General features: G+C 69.6%; 17 protein-coding genes, 1 tRNA gene and 1 other RNA gene. 6 read left to right on the top strand and 13 right to left on the bottom strand.

The annotated features are described in order from the left end of the window. Positions 1-77: 77 nt before the first annotated feature. A complete protein-coding gene (locus Q3W68_RS26290; RefSeq protein WP_302907998.1) occupies positions 78-737 on the top strand; it encodes an HNH endonuclease family protein in 660 nt (219 codons plus the stop codon). Continuing rightward, positions 719-1171 (top strand): hypothetical protein, encoded by a 453-nt coding sequence (locus Q3W68_RS26285; protein WP_302907997.1) that lies wholly within the window; start codon positions 719-721, stop codon positions 1169-1171. Before Q3W68_RS26290 ends, Q3W68_RS26285 begins: the two co-directional genes overlap by 19 nt. A 54-nt stretch (positions 1172-1225) precedes the next feature. Here Q3W68_RS26285 and Q3W68_RS26280 read toward each other — a convergent pair whose 3' ends face one another. From Q3W68_RS26280 to ffs, 9 genes are all read right to left on the bottom strand, one after another. Further along, positions 1226-2329 carry an ABC transporter ATP-binding protein gene (locus Q3W68_RS26280; protein ID WP_302907996.1) on the bottom strand — a complete coding sequence of 368 codons (1104 nt, stop codon included), beginning with the start codon at positions 2327-2329 and terminating at the stop codon, positions 1226-1228. Next, positions 2326-3441, bottom strand: a complete 1116-nt coding sequence (locus tag Q3W68_RS26275; RefSeq protein WP_302907995.1) for an ABC transporter ATP-binding protein — start codon at positions 3439-3441, stop codon at positions 2326-2328. Before Q3W68_RS26275 ends, Q3W68_RS26280 begins: the two co-directional genes overlap by 4 nt. An 11-nt stretch (positions 3442-3452) precedes the next feature. Continuing rightward, positions 3453-4421, bottom strand: coding sequence for an ABC transporter permease (locus tag Q3W68_RS26270; RefSeq protein ID WP_135242407.1), 969 nt, complete (start codon positions 4419-4421; stop codon positions 3453-3455). Further along, a complete protein-coding gene (locus tag Q3W68_RS26265) occupies positions 4418-5422 on the bottom strand; it encodes an ABC transporter permease (RefSeq protein ID WP_302907994.1) in 1005 nt (334 codons plus the stop codon). Before Q3W68_RS26265 ends, Q3W68_RS26270 begins: the two co-directional genes overlap by 4 nt. Positions 5423-5500: 78 nt before the next feature. Next, positions 5501-7162 carry an ABC transporter substrate-binding protein gene (locus tag Q3W68_RS26260; protein WP_302907993.1) on the bottom strand — a complete coding sequence of 554 codons (1662 nt, stop codon included), beginning with the start codon at positions 7160-7162 and terminating at the stop codon, positions 5501-5503. A 323-nt stretch (positions 7163-7485) separates the two neighbouring features. Beyond that, entirely contained in the window at positions 7486-8079 is a 594-nt protein-coding gene (gene recR / locus Q3W68_RS26255; protein ID WP_013289050.1) for a recombination mediator RecR, read from the bottom strand. A gap of 8 nt (positions 8080-8087) precedes the next feature. Next, positions 8088-8396, bottom strand: a complete 309-nt coding sequence (locus Q3W68_RS26250; RefSeq protein ID WP_064446817.1) for a YbaB/EbfC family nucleoid-associated protein — start codon at positions 8394-8396, stop codon at positions 8088-8090. A 108-nt stretch (positions 8397-8504) separates the two neighbouring features. Further along, entirely contained in the window at positions 8505-11429 is a 2925-nt protein-coding gene (locus Q3W68_RS26245) for a DNA polymerase III subunit gamma and tau (protein ID WP_302907992.1), read from the bottom strand. 107 nt (positions 11430-11536) lie between these two features. Beyond that, positions 11537-11626: signal recognition particle sRNA small type (gene ffs, locus Q3W68_RS26240), an RNA gene on the bottom strand. 81 nt (positions 11627-11707) lie between these two features. On the opposite strand from ffs, the gene Q3W68_RS26235 reads away from it, so the two are divergent. Further along, positions 11708-11792, top strand: a tRNA-Ser gene (locus Q3W68_RS26235). A gap of 63 nt (positions 11793-11855) precedes the next feature. Here the strand turns inward: Q3W68_RS26235 and Q3W68_RS26230 are convergent. Beyond that, positions 11856-13076, bottom strand: coding sequence for an RNA polymerase sigma factor (locus Q3W68_RS26230; protein ID WP_302907991.1), 1221 nt, complete (start codon positions 13074-13076; stop codon positions 11856-11858). A gap of 318 nt (positions 13077-13394) precedes the next feature. Between Q3W68_RS26230 and Q3W68_RS26225 the strand changes: the two genes are divergently transcribed. Both Q3W68_RS26225 and Q3W68_RS26220 read left to right on the top strand, forming a co-directional pair. After that, positions 13395-14009 (top strand): hypothetical protein, encoded by a 615-nt coding sequence (locus tag Q3W68_RS26225; protein ID WP_302907990.1) that lies wholly within the window; start codon positions 13395-13397, stop codon positions 14007-14009. Further along, entirely contained in the window at positions 14006-14527 is a 522-nt protein-coding gene (locus Q3W68_RS26220) for a hypothetical protein (RefSeq protein WP_302907989.1), read from the top strand. The genes Q3W68_RS26225 and Q3W68_RS26220 overlap by 4 nt, the downstream gene beginning before the upstream one ends. 47 nt (positions 14528-14574) lie before the next feature. On the opposite strand, the gene Q3W68_RS26215 is transcribed toward Q3W68_RS26220, so the two are convergent. Together Q3W68_RS26215 and Q3W68_RS26210 are read right to left on the bottom strand one after the other, a co-directional pair. Further along, positions 14575-15501, bottom strand: a complete 927-nt coding sequence (locus Q3W68_RS26215) for a hypothetical protein (protein WP_302907988.1) — start codon at positions 15499-15501, stop codon at positions 14575-14577. Between the two features lie 471 nt (positions 15502-15972). Continuing rightward, a complete protein-coding gene (locus Q3W68_RS26210; RefSeq protein ID WP_302907987.1) occupies positions 15973-16455 on the bottom strand; it encodes a hypothetical protein in 483 nt (160 codons plus the stop codon). A 114-nt stretch (positions 16456-16569) separates the two neighbouring features. Between Q3W68_RS26210 and Q3W68_RS26205 the strand changes: the two genes are divergently transcribed. Further along, on the top strand, positions 16570-17592 hold the full coding sequence (locus tag Q3W68_RS26205; protein WP_302907986.1) for a DUF3883 domain-containing protein: 1023 nt from the start codon (positions 16570-16572) through the stop codon (positions 17590-17592). Positions 17593-17654: 62 nt separating this feature from the next. Here Q3W68_RS26205 and Q3W68_RS26200 read toward each other — a convergent pair whose 3' ends face one another. After that, positions 17655-19358 carry an AIPR family protein gene (locus Q3W68_RS26200; RefSeq protein WP_302907985.1) on the bottom strand — a complete coding sequence of 568 codons (1704 nt, stop codon included), beginning with the start codon at positions 19356-19358 and terminating at the stop codon, positions 17655-17657. Between the last annotated feature and the right edge of the window lie 575 nt (positions 19359-19933).

Below are 19933 nucleotides of genomic sequence, written 5' to 3'. Positions count from 1 at the left end.
ACGCCACGAATCGCGGAAACCGCCGCCGGGTACTGTGCGGACTCGCCCGGAGCACGCAAGCTGGAGAGGTGTCGTCTGTGCGTACGAGATCAGGAGCCCGAGCCGGGCTGGCGGCCGCGCTGAGCGCGGTGCTCGCCCTCGGCGTGGCCGGCTGCGACGTGTCGGTCACCGAGCCGGAGGCGCCGCCGAGCGCCTCCGGGAACGTCAACAAGCAGCTCGGTGAGCTCACAGTGGCAACGGCCGGCTCGATGAAGGGCTACAGCCGCTCCCGCTTCCCGCACTGGCGCGGCACCGGCAAGAACTGCGACGTACGCGACAGTGTGCTGCAACGCGACGGCGAGGGCATCAAGCTGTCCGGCTGCAACGTGGTCGGTGGCCGGTGGGAGAGCGTCTACGACGGCGTGGTGCTCAACGATCCGTCGGGCGTGGACATCGACCACATCGTGCCGCTGGCCGCCGCGTGGCGTTCGGGCGCGGACGAGTGGGACGACTCGAAGCGCGGCGACTTCGCCAACGACCTGACCCGGCCGCAGCTCATCGCGGTTTCGGCGCGCTCCAACCGGGCAAAGGGTGACCAGGATCCGTCCCAGTGGAAGCCGCCGAACCGGTCGTCCTGGTGTCAGTACGCGGCGGACTGGGTGACGGTCAAGCACTACTGGCGGCTGACTGTGACAAGTGCCGAGAAGGCCGCTCTCACCGACATGCTGGAGGGCTGCACATGGGCGAGCAAACCGTGACCGGGCCGGACGCCACACCGGCGCCGGAGGCAGGCGGCGCACCGGCCCCGGAGTCCGCACCGGCCGGTCCGGCCTCGGCCGGGATGACGGCGGACGGGCGGCAGCCGGAGCCCGCCGACGTAGCAGGGGCGGGCATGACCGCCGACGCGGTGCCGGGTGCGCCGGCCGGGGGCGCCCCGGGCGGACCGGCGGACCGCACCGCTGACATCACCGCCGGTCCGGGCGGGGTCATGACGGACGAGGTGGGTGTGGTGACCGGCGAGTTGACGCTGCGCACCGAGCACGCCGACGGCCGGGTGACGCTGCGGGTGCAGTACAAGGACGCCGACGAGTGGTACGCGGTGACCGGCGGTTCCGCGCCGCTGGCCGACCCGGCCGCGCTGGACGCCGTGCACACGATCGCGGTGGGCCTGCTCAACCGCCCCGAGGGCTGACCGACGACCAAAGCGCGTCCCCACCCGGGCCGGGTGGGGACGCGCTTTGCCGTGTCAGACGTACGATCCGGGCTCGCTGGGCGCGGAGACCACGCCCGGCTCCTCGCCCTCGCCCTCCGGCCGGGTGATCTTCGCGGTGACCTCGTGCGGGCGCAGCTCACCGGCGGCGATCTGCTCGGCCCAGTGGCAGGCGACCCGGCTGGCGCCGATCTGGCGCAGTTCGGGCCGCTCGTCGGCGCAGCGGGTCGGCTGCGCCCACGGGCAGCGGGTGTGGAACCGGCAGCCCGACGGCGGGTTGGCGGGCGACGGCAGGTCACCGGCGAGCAGGATGCGTTCGCGCCGGTCCTCCACGTCCGGGTCCGGCACCGGCACCGCCGACATCAGCGCCCGGGTGTACGGGTGCAGCGGCTCGGTGTAGAGGCGCTCGCTCGGCGCCTCCTCCACCAGCGCGCCCAGGTACATCACGCCGACGATGTCGGAGATGTGCCGCACCACGGCCAGGTCGTGCGCGATGACCAGGTAGGTCAGGCCGAGGCTGTCCTGGAGTTCGTCGAGCAGGTTCACCACCTGCGCCTGGATCGACACGTCCAGCGCGGAGACGGGTTCGTCGGCGACGATCAGCTCCGGGCCGAGGACCAGGGCGCGGGCGATGCCGATGCGCTGGCGCTGGCCGCCGGAGAACTCGTGCGGGTAGCGGGACAGCGCCCACTTCGGCAGGCCCACGGCGTCGAGCGTCTCGCCGATGATCCGCCGCCGGTCGTCCCGGTTGGCGCCGATGCCGTGGGTCTGGAGGCCCTCGGTCAGGATCGACTCGACGTTCTGCCGGGGGTCCAGGCTGGACATCGGGTCCTGGAAGATCATCTGCATCCGGCGGCGCATCGAACGCAGCTTGCCGGCGGGCAGCGTGGTCAGCTCGACGCCGTCGAACGTCACCTCGCCGCCGGTCGGCGGGGTGAGCTGCAGCAGCGCCCGGCCGAGCGTGGACTTGCCGCAACCCGACTCGCCCACCAGCCCGTACGTCTTGCCGCGCGGGATGCTCAGGTCGACCCCGTCGACCGCCTTGACGTGCCCGACGGTCCGGTCGAAGATCACGCCGCGGCGGATCGGGAAGTGCACCTTCAGGTCGCGGACCTCGACGAGGATGTCGTTGTCGCTCATGGGGTCTCCTCCTCGCGCGGAGCCGTTCCGAAGCCGGGCACGGCGGGCGGGTCGGCCGGTTCGGCCTGGGCCGGCACCGCACCCGGTTCGGTGGTCGTCGGCGCGGTCGCGCGGGCGTCCGCCTCCGGGGTCAGGCCGGGGACCGGCACCGGGTTGACGCAGCGGTAGCTGCGCGCGTCGTGGGTCAGCACCAGCTCCGGCGGTTCGCCCACGCACTCGTCGACGCGGCGCGCGCAGCGCGGGGCGAACGCACACCCGTCCGGCCAGGGCAGCACGTCGCGCACCGAGCCGGGGATGGGGTTCAGCCGTTCGCCGCGGCCGGCGTCGAGGCGCGGCACCGAAGCGAGCAGACCCTCGGTGTACGGATGCCGGGGCTGGCGGAACAGCGGACGGCGGTTGGCCGTCTCCACCACCCGGCCGGCGTAGAGCACGTTGACCGTGTCGCACATGCCGGCCACCACGCCGAGGTCGTGCGTGATCATCACCAGTGCGGTGCCGGAGTCCCGGACCAGGTCCTTCAGCAGTTCCAGGATCTGGGCCTGGATGGTGACGTCGAGCGCGGTGGTCGGCTCGTCGGCGATCAGCAGCCGGGGCTGGCAGGCGACCGCCATGGCGATCAGGGCCCGCTGCCGCATGCCGCCGGAGAGCTGGTGCGGGTACTCCTTGAGCCGCCGCCGCGGGTCCGGGATGCCCACCCGGTCCAGCAGTTCCGCTGCCTCCTTGGTGGCCGCCTCGCCCTTCATGCCCCGGTGCCGGGCGAGCACCTCGGTCACCTGGAGCCCGATCGGGATGACCGGGTTCAGCGAGGACAGCGGATCCTGGAAGATCATCGCGACGTCCCGGCCGCGGATGTCGCGGCGGGACCTGTCGTCGAGCTGGAGCAGGTCGGTGCCGTCGAAGACCGCCTTGCCGCCGACCCGCAGGCCCGGCTGCTTGGGCAGCAGGCCCATGATGGCCAGCGACGTGACGCTCTTGCCGCAGCCGGACTCGCCGACCAGGCCGACCACCTCGCCGGCGTCGACCGAGAAGGACACCCCGTCCACCGCGTGCACGGTGCGCTGCCCACGCCGGGCGAACGTGACGGAGAGGTCGTCCACTTCGAGCAGTGCCATGACTGACTGACCTACTTCCGCAGCTTCGGATCGAGAGCCTCGCGCATCGCCTCACCGAGCAGCGTGAACCCCAGCGCGGTGATGATGATGCCGAGCGCCGGATAGATCGCCAGGCCGGGCCGGATGCCCAGGTACGGCTGCGCGTCGGCGAGCATGACGCCCCACTCCGGGATGGCCGAGTCGGGGTTGCCGAGGCCGAGGAAGGACAGCGCGGCCGCCTCGATGATCGCGGTCGCGAGCGTCAGCGTGGCCTGCACGATGACCGGGGCGATCGAGTTCGGCACCACGTGGGTGAGGGCGATCTTGGACCGCTTCACGCCGAGCGACGTCGCGGCCAGCACGTAGTCGCTGTTGGCCTGCGCGATCATCGAGCCGCGCAGCAGCCGGGCGAAGATCGGCACCGACACCACACCGACGGCGATCATCACGGTGGTGAGGCTGGCGCCGAGCAGCGCCGCGATGCTCACCGCGAGCAGCAGGCTCGGCATGGCCAGCAGCATGTCGATGAAGCGCATCAGGGTGGTGTCGATCCAGCGGCCCCAGCGCCCGCCGAGACCGGCCGCGGCACCGGCGACGCCGCCGATCAGCGCACCGACCGCGAGGCCGATCAGGGTGGAGACCACGCCGACGAGCAGCGTCTGCCGGGCCCCGACGATGAGCCGGCTGAACTCGTCCCGGCCCTGGTGGTCGAAGCCGAGCCAGTGGTCGGCGGAGGCGCCCGGGATGATGCCCTGGCCGGACTTGACCAGCCCTTCGCGGATGCCGATGGAGTCCGTCGGGCTGTACGGGACGAGGAACGGCCCGATGACGGCGACCAGGACGAAGATCGCCAGGATGACCACGCCGATGACGGCCGCCGGGTTGCGCCGCAGCCGGCGGAACGCCTCCTTCCAGAGGCTCACCCCCTGCTCGTCGTCGCGGGCGGCCAGTTCGGCGAGCCGGTCGATCTTCTCGCGCTTCTTGCCAGTGGTGATGGTCATCGCACCCTCACCCTCGGGTCGATCACGCTGTAGGAGAGGTCGACCAGGAGATTCACCAGCACGTACACCACCGCAATGATCATGATGAAGCCCATCAGCACCGGGTAGTCGCGCTGACTGATCGACTCGGCGACGAACGCGCCGATGCCGCTGAACGCGAACACGGTCTCGGTGAGCACCGCGCCGGAGAGCAGGAGACCGGTCTGCAGACCGATCGAGGTGGCCACCGGCAGCATGGCGTTGCGCAGCACGTGCCGGCGGCGGACGGTCCGCTCGGTCAGGCCCTTGGCCTCGGCGGTGCGGACGAAGTCCTCGTTCAGCACCTCCAGCACGCTGGCCCGGGTGATCCGGACGATGATCGCGAGCGGGATGCTGGCGAGCGCGATGCCCGGCAGCACGAGGTGCCAGAGCGCGTCGGCGGCGGCGTCCCACTCGCGGGTCATGAGCCCGTCGATGACGAAGAAGTTGGTGACCCGGGTCGCTCCGATGGTCGGGTCCTGCCGGCCGCTGGAGGGGAACCAGCCCAGGTTCTCCGCGAAGATCGCCTTGAGCACGTACGCCAGGAAGAAGACCGGGATGCAGATGCCGATGAGCGATCCGCCGACCGAGGCGTGGTCGAGGAACCGGCCCCGGCGGCGGGCGGCCAGGTAGCCGAGCGGGATGCCGATGCCGACCGCCAGGATCATGGCCATGACGGTCAGTTCGACGGTGCCGGGGAACCGTTCCACGAACTCAGTGGTGACGGCCCGCTTCGTACCGGTCGAGGTGCCCAGGTCGAGCCGGATCATCCGCCGCAGGAAGCGGGCGTACTGGACCAGGATCGGCTCGTCGAGGCCGAGGTTGCGCCGGATGGCGGCGCGCGTCTCGGGCGTGCCCCGCTCACCGAGGATCGCGGTCTCGGGCCCGCCGGGGAGTCGGTGGAGCCAGATGAACAGCAGGACGGAGAGCCCGAACAGCGTGGGTATCAGCTGTAGCAGGCGTCTGATGATGAACCGGAACACGGGCGCCTCGGTAGGGGTGCGGAGGGGTGCGGGCGGGCGCTGTGGTCACAGCGCCCGCCCGCGTACGGTGCCTTCAGATCACTTGAACTCTGCGGTCGCGTACCGCTCGTCGGTGAGCGGGCTCGCCTTGATCCCGGTCACGTCCTTGCCGAACACGATCGCCGGCGGGGAGTGCGAGATCGGCACACCCGGCAGGAAGTCCATGATCGACTTGTTGAGGGCCTTGTACTTCTCCACCCGGGCCGCCGGGTCGGCGGTGGTGTCGGCGTCCTTGAACTGCGCGAAGAGCTGGGCGTTGTTGAAGCCCCACTCGTCCTTCGGGCGGTCGAAGAAGGTACCGATGAAGTTGTACGCGTCGCCGTAGTCACCGGTCCAGCCGAGGAAGTGCAGGTCGTGCTTGGCGCCGGAGGTGGTGGCGTTGAGGTAGTCCGGGCTCCACTTCAGCGGGATGGCCTGGACGTTGATGCCGACCGCCTTGAGGTCCGCCGAGAGCAGCTCGAAGATGTCCTTCGGGTTCGGCATGTACGGCCGGGTGACCTCGGTCGGGTAGTGGAACTTCAGCGTCAGGTTCGACGCGCCGGCCTCGGCCAGCAGGGCCTTGGCCTTGGCGGGGTCGTAGTCGTACTTGGTGACGTCGCCGTTCCAGCCCTCGACGGTGTCCGGCATGAAGTTCATCGCGACCTTGGCGCCCGGGGGCAGCTTCGAGTCGACCAGGGCCTGCCGGTTCAGCGCGTGCGCGATGGCCTGCCGAACCTTCAGGTCGGCCAGCTTCGGGTTCCCCTTCTGGTTGATCGCCAGGTAGAGGACGTTGAAGGCGGGCCGGGTGAGGACGTTGAAGCCCTCCTTCTTCAGCGGCTCGACGTCGGCCGGGCCGACCAGGTCGTAGCCCTGGATGTCACCCGAGCGGAGCGCCTGCTTGCGGGCGTTCTCGTCCGAGATCGTCTTGAAGATGATGGTCTTCAGCTTGGCCTTGTCGCCGTAGTAGTCGTCGTTGCGCTCGATGGTGAGCGTCTTGTTCGCGACGTCCCACGCCTTGAACTTGAACGGGCCGGTGCCGGTCGGGTGCTCCATCGCGTACGCGGGGTACTTGATGTCCTCGGCGGTGCCGGTCACGTTGCTGGCGTCGTACTGCTCCATCGCCTTGGGGCTCTGCATCGAGAACGACGGCAGCATGAGCGCGGCCGGGATCTTGCTGGAGACCCGGGTGAACGCCAGGTCCACAGTGGTGGCGTCCTTGGCGGTGCAGGACTTGAAGAGGCTCGGCGGCAGGTCCGGGTTCTCGTTCTTGGCGAACCCGCCCATGACGTCCTGCCAGTACGCCGTCACGTCCGGGCTCTGCATGAGGCCCTTGGCGTTGTACCAGCGGTCGAAGTTGGCGCAGACCGCCTCGGCGTTGAAGTCGGTGCCGTCGTGGAACTTGACACCCGAACGGAGCTTGAACGTCCAGGTCGTGCCCGCCGCATCCGGCGTCCAGGACTCGGCGAGGCCCGGCGTCACCTTGGTGCCGCCCTCCTCCGGACGGACCAGGGTCTCGAAGACCTGGCGCGCCACGCGCAGCGACTCACCGTCGCTGGCGAAGCTGGGGTCGAGCACCTTCGGGTCTCCGGCGACGCCGAAGACGAGGGTGTCCTTCTTGCTATCTCCGGAGCCACTCTCACGGTCGCTCTCGGCGCAGCCTGCAACCGCGAGGGCCGCGACCGCGACGGCCGCGATTGCGACCTTCGGCCTGGATGCACGCATGGTGCTTCACCTCGTCCTTGGGGGTACGGACAACGTGGTGACAGGGTCACCGATGTGGGCAGACCTTAGCCTTCGGTTGGACGGCGCGGAAACGGGCGGGGGGTGGGTTGGTATCGAATCGTGTCTGTTCCGCAACGAGGCATACGAATCGAAGGGGAATCCCTTACGTTGCCGAACTTTCGTCGGTTTGAAGGGCGAATTTATTACGTCGATCCGGTCCCGGACGCACGTTCCTGTTAGATCGACGGGCGTCCGGGTCCGGCCCGGAGACACGTCCGGCGGGCACCCGGCAGGGCGCCCGCCGGAGGCGGTACGACTGGGACTCAGACGGCCCGACGGCCCTCGAAGGCTCGGCCCAGCGTGATCTCGTCGGCGTACTCGAGGTCGCCGCCGACCGGCAGTCCACTCGCGAGCCGGGTCACCGCGATCCCCATCGGCTTGACCATCAGCGCCAGATAGGTGGCGGTCGCCTCGCCCTCGGTGTTCGGGTCGGTGGCGAGGATCAGCTCGCGGACCTCACCACCGCCGAGGCGGGTCATCAGCTCACGGATCCGCAGGTTGTCCGGGCCGATGCCCTCCAGCGGATTGATCGCGCCACCGAGCACGTGGTAGCGCCCGCGGAACTCGCCGGTCCGCTCGATCGCCACCACGTCCTTCGGCTCCTCGACCACACAGAGCACCTCGTCGGTACGCCGTGGGTCGCGGCAGATCCGGCACTGCTCCGACTCGGCCACGTTGTAGCAGGTCGTGCAGAACCGGACCAGGTCCTTGACCTTGCGCAGCGCACCGGCCAGCCGGTTGACGTCGGCCGGATCCGCCGACAGCACGTGGAACGCGATCCGCTGGGCACTCTTCGGGCCCACGCCCGGCAACCGGCCCAGCTCGTCGATCAGATCCTGGATGGCACCCTCGTACATCTGCCGGCTCAGAACCCGGGCAGGCCGAGGCCGCCCATGCCGCCCGCGAGCGGGCCCATCTTCTTCTCGGTCAGCTCGCGGGCCGCCTCGGCGGCGTTGTGCACGGCCGCGACCACCAGGTCCTCAAGCGTCTCGACGTCCTCCGGGTCGACCGCCTTCGGGTCGATCTTGATCGCCTTCAGCTCACCGGTACCGGCGACGGTAGCGGTGACCAGGCCACCGCCGGCGGTGCCGGTCAGCTCCGCCTCGGCCAGCTCGGCCTGGGCCTTGGCGATCTGCTGCTGCATCTTCTGCGCCTGCTTCAGCATCTGCTGCATGTTCGGCTGTCCACCTGGGCGCACGGACCGCTCCTTCTTCCACTCGTCTGCTCGGCCGCGCCCAGCCTAGTCGGGCCACGGCACCGCTGAATCGCGGTCGGCGCGCGCTCAGCGCGCGTCCACCTCGTCGATCTTCTCCGCCCCGAACGTCTCGCGCAGCAGCTGCACCGCCTGCTCCTCGCTCGACTGCCGGGCGGTCCGCTCGTCGATCACGTCGTCCAGGGGCTCGTCGCCCGGATCGAAACCCTCGTAGGCGGACGCCGCCGCCGACGCACCCCCGCCCCGCACCGGGCCGTCGAAGTCCGGGTCGTAGGGCGGCTCGCCCGCCCACTCGGCATCGGCCGTCTTCCGCGCCGGCTGCGCCGCGCGCGGCCCCTTGCCGGGACCACCGCCCGCAGCGGCAGCCGCCGCGGCCGCACGCGCCGCCGCGATCGCGCTGTTCTTCGCCCCCGCCGGCCTCGCCCCACCGGCAGGCGCCGGCGCCGCCGCAGGTCCAGCAGGCTTGGGTACGACGACAGGGGCGGTGGCGGTCGCCGTGCCCCCGCCCGGACGGGCCGCCGCCGGCCAGTCCTCCGCGTCGCCGGTGCTCGCCGAGGCGGCGCCGGTGGCCGAGGCCGTGCCGGCCGCAGCGCCACCGGGTCGGGCCGGCTCCGGCCAGTCCTCCTCGCCGGCCTGGTCGACGGCGGCGGAATCCGGACGGCCCGGACCGGAGTGGGCCGAACCCGGGCGGCCCGGTCCCGCGTCGGCTGCTGCCGGGTGGGAGGCGGCCGCGCCGACGGAATCGGGGCGCGCGTGTGCGGTACGGGCCGCGCCGGAGGTGTCCTGTCCATACCCCGCGTCAGCCGCGCCCGCGTTCGGGCGGACACGCCCCGCGTCGGCGTCCGGGCGGCCGTGAGCAGTACCTACCCCCCCGGAATCCGGGCGACTGGACGCGGCGTCGGACGCCGGACCGGGCGGGGCGGTCGCCGGGCGGGCCGGAGCGCTGTCGGGCGCGCTGCGGGCCGGGGCGGCGTCGGCCTGGGCACGGCTCGCTCCGGACGGGCGGGACGGGCCACCGAGCGAGGACGCGCCGCGCTCGCCGGCCACCTCGCAGCGGATCTGCCAGCGACCGCCCAGCTCCTCGTAGAGCGCGTCGGTCAGCACAGCGGCGTGGTCGGCCATCATCTTCGCCAGCACCGTCGACTTCACGGTCAGCACCAGCGTGTCGCCGTCCAGGTCGCGTACCACCGCGTCCCGCATCAGCGCGGCGATCCGCTTGTTGCTCCGGTTGACCTTGCCGACCACCTCGGGCCAGACCCGGCGCACCGCTACCGCGTCGAGCGCACCGGGGTTGCCCGCGCCGGGGCGGGGCGGCTCGGGCGTGGCCGGGTCGGGCATCACCGCGGACGGCGGTACCGGGCGTCGGGCGGCACCCGGACCGGAAGTCGTCGAGCCGGCGACGGACCGCTCGGCGGCGGCCGGCGCAGGGAACCCGGCCTCGGTGTCGGGGTGGAACCCGGCAACGGCTGTCGCTTCGGTCGCCGCCGGGGCCGGAAGCGGGCCGGAGTCGGCAACGGCCGGGCCGGAGTCGGCAGCCGCACCAGCCGGGCCGGGACGGGAGCCGGTAACCGCACCGTTCGGGGCCGGACGGGCACCGGTGGCGGTGCCGGTCGGACGGGAACCGGGTGCGGCGCTCCGGGCACCCGCAGCAGCGGCGGCAGCGGCACGTGCGGCGGCGGCACCGGTCGGGGCACCGGCAGCCGCCGGCGTGCCGGCGGAATCCGGGTGGACCGCGGCGGCAGCCGCGCCCGGGGCGGGAGCCGCCGGGCGTACCCCCTGGTTCTGGGTGGGATGGGCGGAGTCGGCGGCGGCCGGCGGCAGCTCGGCGCCCCCGAGCGTCAGCCGGCGTTCCATCCGCTCCAGGCGCTGGAGCAGGCCGCCGGAGGAGTCGTCCGCGCCGGGCAGGAGCATGCGCGCGCAGATCAGCTCCAGCAGCAGCCGGGGCGCCGTGGTGCCGCGCATCTCGACCAGGCCGTTGTGCACGATGTCGGCGCACCGCGACAGCGTGGCCGGGCCGAGGCGCTGCGCCTGGGCGGCCATCCGCTCGATCTGGTCGGCCGGGCCGTCGATGAGACCCCTGGCGGCGGCATCGGGCACCTGCTGCAGGACGATCAGGTCGCGGAGGCGTTCCAGCAGGTCGGAGGCGAAGCGGCGCGAGTCGTGCCCGGCCTCGGCGACCCGGTCGACGGTGGCGTACGCGGCGGCGCCGTCACCGGCGGCGAGCGCGTCGCACATCTCGTCGATCAGCGCGGCGTCGGTGACCCCGAGCAGCGCGGCGGCGCGGGCGTAGTCGACGCCCTCCGGGCCGGCGCCCGCGATGAGCTGGTCGAGCACGGAGAGGCTGTCGCGCATGCTGCCCCCGCCGGCGCGCACCACCAGCGGGAAGACCGCCGGCTCGACCTTGACGCCTTCTGCCTCGCAGAGCTGTTCGAGGTAGGGGCGCACCACCTTCGGCGGGAACAGCCGGAACGGGTAGTGGTGGGTCCGCGACTTGATCGTGCCGAGGACCTTCTCCGGTTCGGTGGTGGCGAAGATGAACTTGACGTACTCCGGGGGCTCCTCGACCAGCTTGAGCAGGGCGTTGAAGCCGGCCGACGAGACCATGTGCGCCTCGTCGATGATGTAGATCTTGAAGCGGCTGCGGGCCGGGGCGAAGAACGCCTTCTCGCGCAGCTCACGGGCGTCGTCGACACCACCGTGGCTGGCCGCGTCGATCTCGATGACGTCGATCGAGCCGCCGCCGTCGGGAGCCAGCCCGCGGCACGAGTCACACTGCCCGCACGGCTCGGGGGTGGGGCCCTGCTCGCAGTTGAGGGAGCGGGCCAGGATCCGGGCGCTGGAGGTCTTGCCGCAGCCCCGCGGACCGGAGAAGAGGTAGGCGTGGTTGAGCCGCCCGCTGCGCAGCGCCTGCGACAGCGGCTCGGTGACCTGCTCCTGGCCGATCATCTCGGCGAACGTCCGCGGCCGGTACTTGCGGTAAAGGGCCAGTGCCACCCGTCCCGCCTCCTCTCGACCGAGCCATTCTGCGCCGGTCGGCCCCGGGTGACCACCCACCACCCCGTGACCCGACCCGCAGCGACGTTACCCGGCCCGGGAGACAGAAAGGCCTCCCGTGCACCCGGCAGAGCTCGCTTATCCTTGCTGCCTTCCGGCCCTGGGGAGGTTCACGAGGTACCGCCGCACGGGAGGTGACGCCAAGCCTACCCGAAGGGTTGTGGATCTTCCGGGAGGGTGGGGTGGCCCGCCGTCAGGAGACCTGTATCCTGGCTCGCGGAGGATTCGCCTAGAGGCCTAGGGCGCACGCTTGGAAAGCGTGTTGGGTTCACACCCTCACGAGTTCGAATCTCGTATCCTCCGCTCGCAGACGACAGGGCCGGCTCCCGCACGGGACCGGCCCTGAGTCGTTCTCTGCGGCGCCCCTCACCGGCCGCCCAACTGGTCCCGTCGCCGCGTCAGGTACGCCGTCTCCGCGCTGTTCCCAGCCAGCTCGATCGCCCGCTCGTACGCCGCCCGCGCCTCCCCACCTCGCCCCATCCGGCGCAACAGCTCGGCGCGCGTCGCGTGGTACGCGTGGTAACCCTCCAGCGGCAACCCGTCCACCTCGGCGAGCGCGACCTGCGGCCCGTCCAGCTCGGCGACCGCCACGGCCCGGTTGAGCCGCACGATCGGCGACGGGTCGACGCGTACCAAATGGTCGTAGAGCGCGGCGATCTGCGCCCAGTCGGTGTCCCGCGCGTCGCGGGCGTCGGTGTGGACGGCGTTTATCGCGGCGAGGATCTGGTAGCGGCCCGGCGGCCGCCCGGCGGCGATGCACGCGCGGACCAGGGCGTGCCCCTCGGCGATCAGCCCTCGGTCCCAGGCACTGCGGTCCTGCTCGGCGAGGACGACGAGTTCGCCTGTCGCGGAGACCCGGGCGGGCCGGCGGGCCTCGGTGAGCAGCATCAGCGCCAGGAGCCCGGTGGCCTCGTCGTGGTCGGGCAGCAGCGTACGGACCAGCCGGGTGAGCCGGATCGCCTCGGCGGTCAGGTCGGCGCGGACCGCCTCCTGGCTTGGGTCGGAGGCGAGGTAGCCCTCGTTGAAGATCAGGTAGAGGACGGCGAGCACGCCGCTGACGCGGGACGGGAGGTCCTCGCGGGACGGCACCCGGTACGGGATCCCGGCTGCCTTGATCTTCGTCTTGGCCCGGGTGATCCGCCTGCTCATGGCGACCTCCTGAACCAGGTACGCACGCGCGATCTCCGGCACGGTGAGTCCGCCGACCAGGCGCAGCGTCAACGCCACCCGCGCCTCCACGGCCAGCGCCGGGTGGCAGCAGGTGAAGATCAGGCGGAGCCGGTCGTCGTCGATGACACCGAGCGGTTCCGGGGCGTCGGCCAGCAGCAGCGCCTGCCGGTGCTTGTCGTCCCGCCGGCTCTCGCGCCGGATCCGGTCGACGGCACGTCGGTACGCGGTGGTGGTGAGCCACGCGCCGGGATTCGGGGGTACGCCGTCGGCCGACCACCGTTCGACGGCTGCGGCGAACGCCTCGGCCGTCATCTCCTCCGCGACGTCGAGATCGCCGATGCGCCGGGCGAGCGTGGCGACGACCCGGGCCCACTCCTCGCGGTGGACCCGGGTGAGCGTCTCGGCGACGTCAGTCACGCGCCCAGGAACGGCCGCAGCTCCCCGATCGCGGCCATCTCCGCCTCGGTGGCCGAGCCGGTGGTGTCGTCGAGTACGGAGATCAGGTAGTGCGCCATCGATTCCTCCTTCCCGGTCGTGGGCTGCCGTCACCCCGGCTACGAACGCTGCCACCCCGATCCGACAACCGTGCAGAGCGAGTATCGGGCGCGATGATGCGCGGGCGCTGCCGCGCCCGTACGTTGGGCTTCTGTCGCGTCACTCGCCAGCGCGCCGACAGGCCCGACAATCCGTCGTACACATGTTCCATCCACAGCCTGTGGACGCCGAGAGGACCGGATGAGTTACCAGCTCAGCGCCGTGGTCGCCGACGTCGAGCTGCTGCGCGAGCAGACCGCCGACCTGGACCACGCGGTGCTCGCCGCGCTCCGCCAGGACTTCGCGCTACTGCCTGTCACCCCGCAGCTGGTGCAGGAACTGACCGGCGGCCTGCCGGACTACGCCACCGACGAGCCGCGCGCCGAGCGCCCGTTCCGGCTGGTGCTGTCGCCGCCGCTGGCGGAGGTGCTGGCCCGGTGGTCGAGGAGCGGCCCGGTGGCGTACCTGGAAGCGGAGTTCGCGGGCGGCCTGGGCCACCAGTCGGCTGTGGTCTGGCTCGGCGGCGAGGTGAGCTGGGGCCCGCGGTACGACGCCGCGCTGGACCGGCCGCGTACCGAGTGGCCGATCAACACCGCACTTGCCCGGCTGGGCGCGGAGCCGGGCGCGTGGATCGACCCGTTCGCCGAGCTGGGCCTGCACCTGGAACGCGACACGGACGGCTGGCTGGCGCACGGCCGGCGCGGACTGTCCGCCGACTACTGGGACGAGCTGGCCGAAGAGTGGGAACTACGCCAATCCGACCAACAACAGCAACCTCATCGCCCCGGTCCCGTTGGTGACTGGGGGATTGCATGAAACTACGACAATTCGGCTTTATTGCCGCACTGCTTGCTGCCGCGTCCGCAGCCGGCAGCGGCGTTCATCCACAGTGGCCCACCCGTCCGGTCGGCGCCGCTCAGGTGGTCAGTCTGGAGGGCCTGCGCAACGCGGAGTTCGGCGACACCGAGGCGGACCTGACCCGGCGCGGCCTGCTGCGCGCCGACGAGGAGGCATGCGGGCCCGCGCTGGTCGGGCACGGCTCGGTCAGCCCGATCTTCGTCGACGACCGGCTCGTCCTGCTCTGGCTCGACGACCCGATGAGCACACCCGAGGGCATCAGCGCCGGCACGCCGGTCGGCGAGGTCCGCGTCGCGTACCCGGGCGCCGTCGACCTGCCGGCGCCGCCGGGCAGTCACCGCTTCGCCGGGCTGCTCGCCCGCGACGGCGACCGCGCGTACCTCTTCCTGCACGACGGGGTCACCGTCCGGGAGATCATCGCCGGGTACGCGGACTGGGCCCGCCGTCTCTTCGACGAGGGCTACGGCCCCTGCTGACATCCGGCTCGACCCATCTGTCGAACGCCCGGCCGAGCTGACGGCGGTCAGTACTTCCGCGACGGCTCGGCACCCGGCACGCTCGCGGGCAGTGCCGGTTGCAGGGCCTCCAGCACCCGGCTGACGCCCAGGCCGACGAGGACCGCCAGCGCGAAGACGACCGTCGACAGCCACCGGGGGCCGTCCGCGAGGAGGATGGTCATCTGCACCAGGCTCAGCAGGGCGACTCCCAGCACGGTGCCCGCGAAGCCGCCCCGCCCGCCGGCCACGCTCACGCCGCCGAGCAGGACGGCGCCGGCCACGAACGCCAGCTGGCCGATGTCGGCCGACAGGGTCGTGGCGCCGATCCCGCCGATCAGCAGGACTCCGCCCGCGCCCGCGATCAGGCTGGAACCGCCCAGGCCGACGACCGCGCCCAGCAGCCGTGCGCCGAGGGACGACGGCGGCTCCCCGGCGACGACCCGGTTGCCGCTCAGCGCCCGCCGCACCGCCGGGATCGACCACACCACCGCGCCGCCGATCGACAGCAGGAGAAACAGCACCAGCCACCCGGCCGCGGCGCCGTCGGATCGGATCCAACCTTCCCTCGCGAGCCGCTGCGGACCGCCGCTGCCGATGGCGGCGAGCAGTATGCCCTGCGTCAGCGCCAGCCCGCCCAGCGACACCGCCCACCCGGGCGCCCGCAGCAGCCCGGCGACCAGGCCCATCCCGAGACCGACGAACGCCGCGGCGGCGATCGCGGCGACCGCCGCGACGAAGACCGGGGCGCCGCCGTCGAGCACCTCCGCGTACGTCAGGCCGGCGAGGGCCGCGACGCCGACGACCGCGAGGTTGGGCGTGGCCGTGCGCAGCGACAGCGCGAAAGCGGTCGCCAACAGGCCGGTGGAGGCGATGTTGAACACCAGCGGCGACAGCCGCGACCCGTCTTGGGAGTACCACACCACCGCGGCGACGACGGTCAGCGCCAGCAGCACCGCCTCCCAGATCAGGTACGGCCGAAAGGAATAATCGGAACGGGACGTGACCGGTCCGGCGGGTGCCGACGATTGTGCAGGCGTGAAAACCACAGCGATTCCTCCCTTGCGCGGACGCTGACACTAACCCGCAGATCACCGGAGATACACGAGCCCGGATACGTAGGCCGGGCCGGGGTCGAGTACTCAGCTCCACCACACGGCCAGATGCGGAACGCCCGGCCGATCCTCACGGATCGACCGGGCGTTCTCGCTGTTCACGAGCGGTGGCGGCGGGATTTGAACCCGCGGAGGGCGTAAACCCTCACACGCTTTCGAGGTCTGCGACCACGCGTCCGGACTGGTTCAACGGCGCACCTGACCAGCAGTTAGGCCGACCGCCCGACGTTCGTGAACGACCACGTACGGCAGCGACTGAGACCGCAGTTGAGACCGCCCATCCCCGCAACTGCCGAGCCGCTCCGACGTCGCTCATACCTCCTCAGGCACGCCGAGTTCGTCAGCGAGCACCGTCGCGAACCGCGTATCGATCACGTAAAGCCGCCGCGCATGATCGCGGTCGATCGGCTGGGAGTTCACGCCCGGGATGTACTTCAGGGCGTGTCCGCCGCTACTCATGGCACCTCCCAGCACCTTTCCATCTACTGGACCAGTCAAGCCCCTTAGCTTGCCCAAGAAGTCCTGGACGTCGTCGTAGCTGACCTCCGGCCCGTGGGCAGCGACATACCGGACGACATGCTGAGCGTCTTCCTGCAGATAGGAAGCCCACTTGCGCAGCTTCTTCTCAGTCCATCCGCCGGGCAGGATCGAGGAGCCGCTCCCGTGGGGCACCTTCTGGGTGGGCGCCGTCGTTGCCTCGCCCCCCTTCCACTCGAACTCCTTGCCGTAGGCGGCGTAGACCGTCGCTACGGCCTGCTCGAAGCTGTCAGTGTCTGTATCGACAGTGACTCTCATGCGATCCCCTCGCCGTCCGCACGAACAGTATCTATGTAGATAGTACTCTCTTCGCACATGCAATGGCAGAGCCCAGACTCTCGGGCCGACACGTCGTCACATGTTTCTGCCAGAGTGACCGACGTGCGCATGACTGATGACAGCGGCCAAGTGCTCGACGCCGAGTACTCCGTGGAGCCCGACGGAAATCTCCTCGCCGTCATCCTTGAGAGCATGAGCGGCCGGGCCGCGGGCAGAGCCCCCCGCAACACCGATTACCGGCCAGCGCTTGAACTCCTCCTGCAGCGGCTCAAGGCTCGCCGCGGTGTCATCGAAGCAGCGTTGGTCGACTCCCGCCGGACACAGCTACTTTCGGAGGCGAGTCGTAGCCTGACCCACGGCCCCGTCCGCCTGGCCGACATTGCCGACGTCCCCTCCTTGCGACGGCGCCTGACCAACGCGCAGACCACGATCGGGCAGGCACCAGACGCCCGTCTCCCCGGCAACAGCACCAAGCGGATACGGCTGCGTCTGACCGTTCCCGGCTACGGCGTTTCTGACGCCGGCCGCCTAGCGGCCGATCTCTCAAGCAGCCCATCGTCCAAAGCGACCGCCGAGCCCGACCGTTCCCCGCCTCCGCCACGTCAGCCAGCTCTCGGCGGTGAAGTTGAAAGCCCTGCCGGAGGCGGCCGGTCCGGAAGATCCGGGTACATGACCGACCCGGAACTCAAAAGGGCGATCGAACTGCACGCCGTGCAGACCGTCATGGACCACTACCAAGTCGTCGAGAGATACGACGTCGAGAATGTAGGTGACCGGGAGAGCTACGACGTCCGGGCAACGCGCGGAAACGAGGAGCTGCACATCGAGGTCAAGGGCTCGTCAGGACTGGCGGACAAGGTCGACCTGACCAGCAACGAGGTTGACCACGCGCACGGCGCCGACACCCATCTCGTCATCGTCGACCAAATCCGGTGGCGCCGGCTCCCTGACGGCACCATCGAGACCAGCGGAGGAAGAGCACGCCGCTGGACCGCATGGACCCCCGCGCAGGAGCACTTGACACCCTCTCGGTACTGGTACCGCCCGCCCGCCCACGCCGACGAACTGCCCGGCCACACCACCTCACCACCTGAACGGCTGACGGACCGCCTGTGACGAGCCCGCCAGCCCTAGCGTCACCATGAACGTCGGCGACCGAGACGACAACTGAGACGACTTCACGGACTCCGCTCTCCGCGAGCACGCTCCAGGAGATACTCGGTGAAGCGCTGGGTTTTCGCTGCCCTCTCCAGGATCGCCTGCTCGTTCAACATGTACTGACTGGCCCATGCCTTCAGCTTTTCGAACAATGCTTGGAGTTCCTCGTCAGGCAAATCCAATTCCTCGCTGGCGATGCGACGGAGCTGCTGCGGACTGCGGACCGGTCCGCCATGCAGCCGCTCGGCGACCAACATCGAGAGGTGAAATTTAAGATTGCTCTTCTGCTGTATCGATGCGCCAGCCTGTTCCGATACGATGAAGGCATCCACTCGGCGCTGCATTTTTGCAACCCAGTAATAAATGGGAAGATCGATCGCTGTATTGAAAACCTTCTTGTAGTCTTCGTCCGCCTTGAGGAGCGACGAAGGCTTACCCCGTGCCATATCGGGACGAAAAAGGCCCATAGCAGTCATCGCCGCACCCAGCATTGGAATGCTTACGATGCGCGAGGACTCTTTCCCTTCGTTCTTGTAGAAATTTTTACGGCGATCGTAATACCACCCTCTCGTGAGGAGATAGTTCTCAATGTTGCGCTGAACTTCGTCCGTGGCACGAAGCGATGAGTCTTTAACGCTCGTCTGGCGATTCGTTGCACGAATGACTTGGTCTCGCACCTCCGCATCACCCGTTACGATGATTCTCACCAGAAGCATGCGGCCTGCGCCGACGGCGCTAGGATCATCACGAAGTGCCCCGAAAATCTCGTGGCTAGTCTGAAGTCCGTTGACAATCTGGATATCTGACAACGAGAACTTCTTACCTGCGCTAGTAGCCTCGCTGCAAAGGATCGTCACACCGTTGTTCAGCCACCAGAACTCCGGTCCCTCAACGTTGTTGAGCGACTTGCGGATATCTTGGTTAACCGAAACATTCCCCTCATAGTCCCGGACATTGTATTCAAAGAGGTGGCGCCTGAGCCGCCCGTTCTCATCGACGATGAGATTGAAGTAGTCGCTCAAAGCCACTAGTGCAACGTGCGAGTTTCCGCTCGTTGCAGCTTCCTGGTACCGCATCTCCAGGGTATAAGACGGCCGTTCGTTATACCGGGCCAGTAGTTCAGCATCCCCCAGCAGTTGTACGCTCACGCGAGCATCGGGCACCTGCGTCGCCACCACCTGGCGCAGGGCAAGAATCTTGCCTTCCACCTGCGGGGTCACGTCCCGTGCGTCGCCAGGGGTTGCGTAGACAACGTTGACACTAAGTCGCGGCCGGCGAACTAGCAGCTTCTCCCATGCATCCCTGAAAAAGCCGAAGCGTGTCAGGAGCGACGGGTTGTAAAGCACCTCTAGTTCTTTAAGCGAAGCCCGAAGATCCAGCACGCGGCGAAGAGTGTTTTCCAGCTTGTCGAGTGCACCCTCGGAGAAAGCTGGCGTGCGCTTTGCTTGGACTACCCACAGCTCCAGTGAACGTTCTTGGGCAAACGCGCTTGCTCTGCTCTTGGGCTGCAAAACCTCGGAATCCTCGTCCAAAAGCGTGTCGTCGAAGAAGACGTAGACGGAGTCGACCGCCCCATCTTGGCCCCCACCGACGACGCCGGACGTAATTTCATCCAGCCCAAGGCCGTAGGGTCGGAGTGTCAACTCTGACGCAAAAATCTCGAACGCCGTTCCTGCGTCACTCTCTGGAAGATACTCCTCGCGCCAGGAGTCGAAAATCCTCATCAGAAGCGTCTGGGCATTGCTCGCCGCTCTAGCCATGTGCTCCCCACTCGAATCCGCCAGCAGCCAAGAGTATGACAGCAGACACGTGATGGCGGAGACCGCAATTTGTCACTCACCGCGCCTCTCTAGAGCCAAGGCATGACCGCGGTGGGGACCATTTGGCTTTAATGTCGGATAGGAGTGGATCGTCCAGGGGGGCGTCGGAGCAGCGACCGCTGACCTAGGGTGTCCCGATGCCTCCCGGCCAGAGACGTCCTCCGCGAGCCCAGACCTTCCCTATCGTCGAAGCATTCGGTTACCCGTACGACAGCACCTTCCCCGCAGCCGAACTCGCTCGGACTCGCAAGTGGTGCCCTTTCATTGGCGTCCAATGCGAGAAGTATGCGCAGTATAAGTATGGTTATTGCTCAGTCACTTATGCGGCGAAGTGGGACCTAGGGACGGCACGAACCTACGCGGTCTGCGATCACAGATTAGACGGCGAGCCGATTATGTGGGCGGTGCGTGACCATTTCGGCACTACGGGGGCGACCTTGGTAGCTGAGGTGGCGGCCACGTCCGAGCCTAGGCTGAGC

The organism is Micromonospora sp. C28ISP2-4, from assembly GCF_030519385.1.
Taxonomy (GTDB): Bacteria; Actinomycetota; Actinomycetes; order Mycobacteriales; family Micromonosporaceae; genus Micromonospora; species Micromonospora tulbaghiae.
The sequence above is the reverse complement of the archived record's forward strand: the minus strand, read 5'-3'. Positions and strand labels throughout refer to the sequence as shown.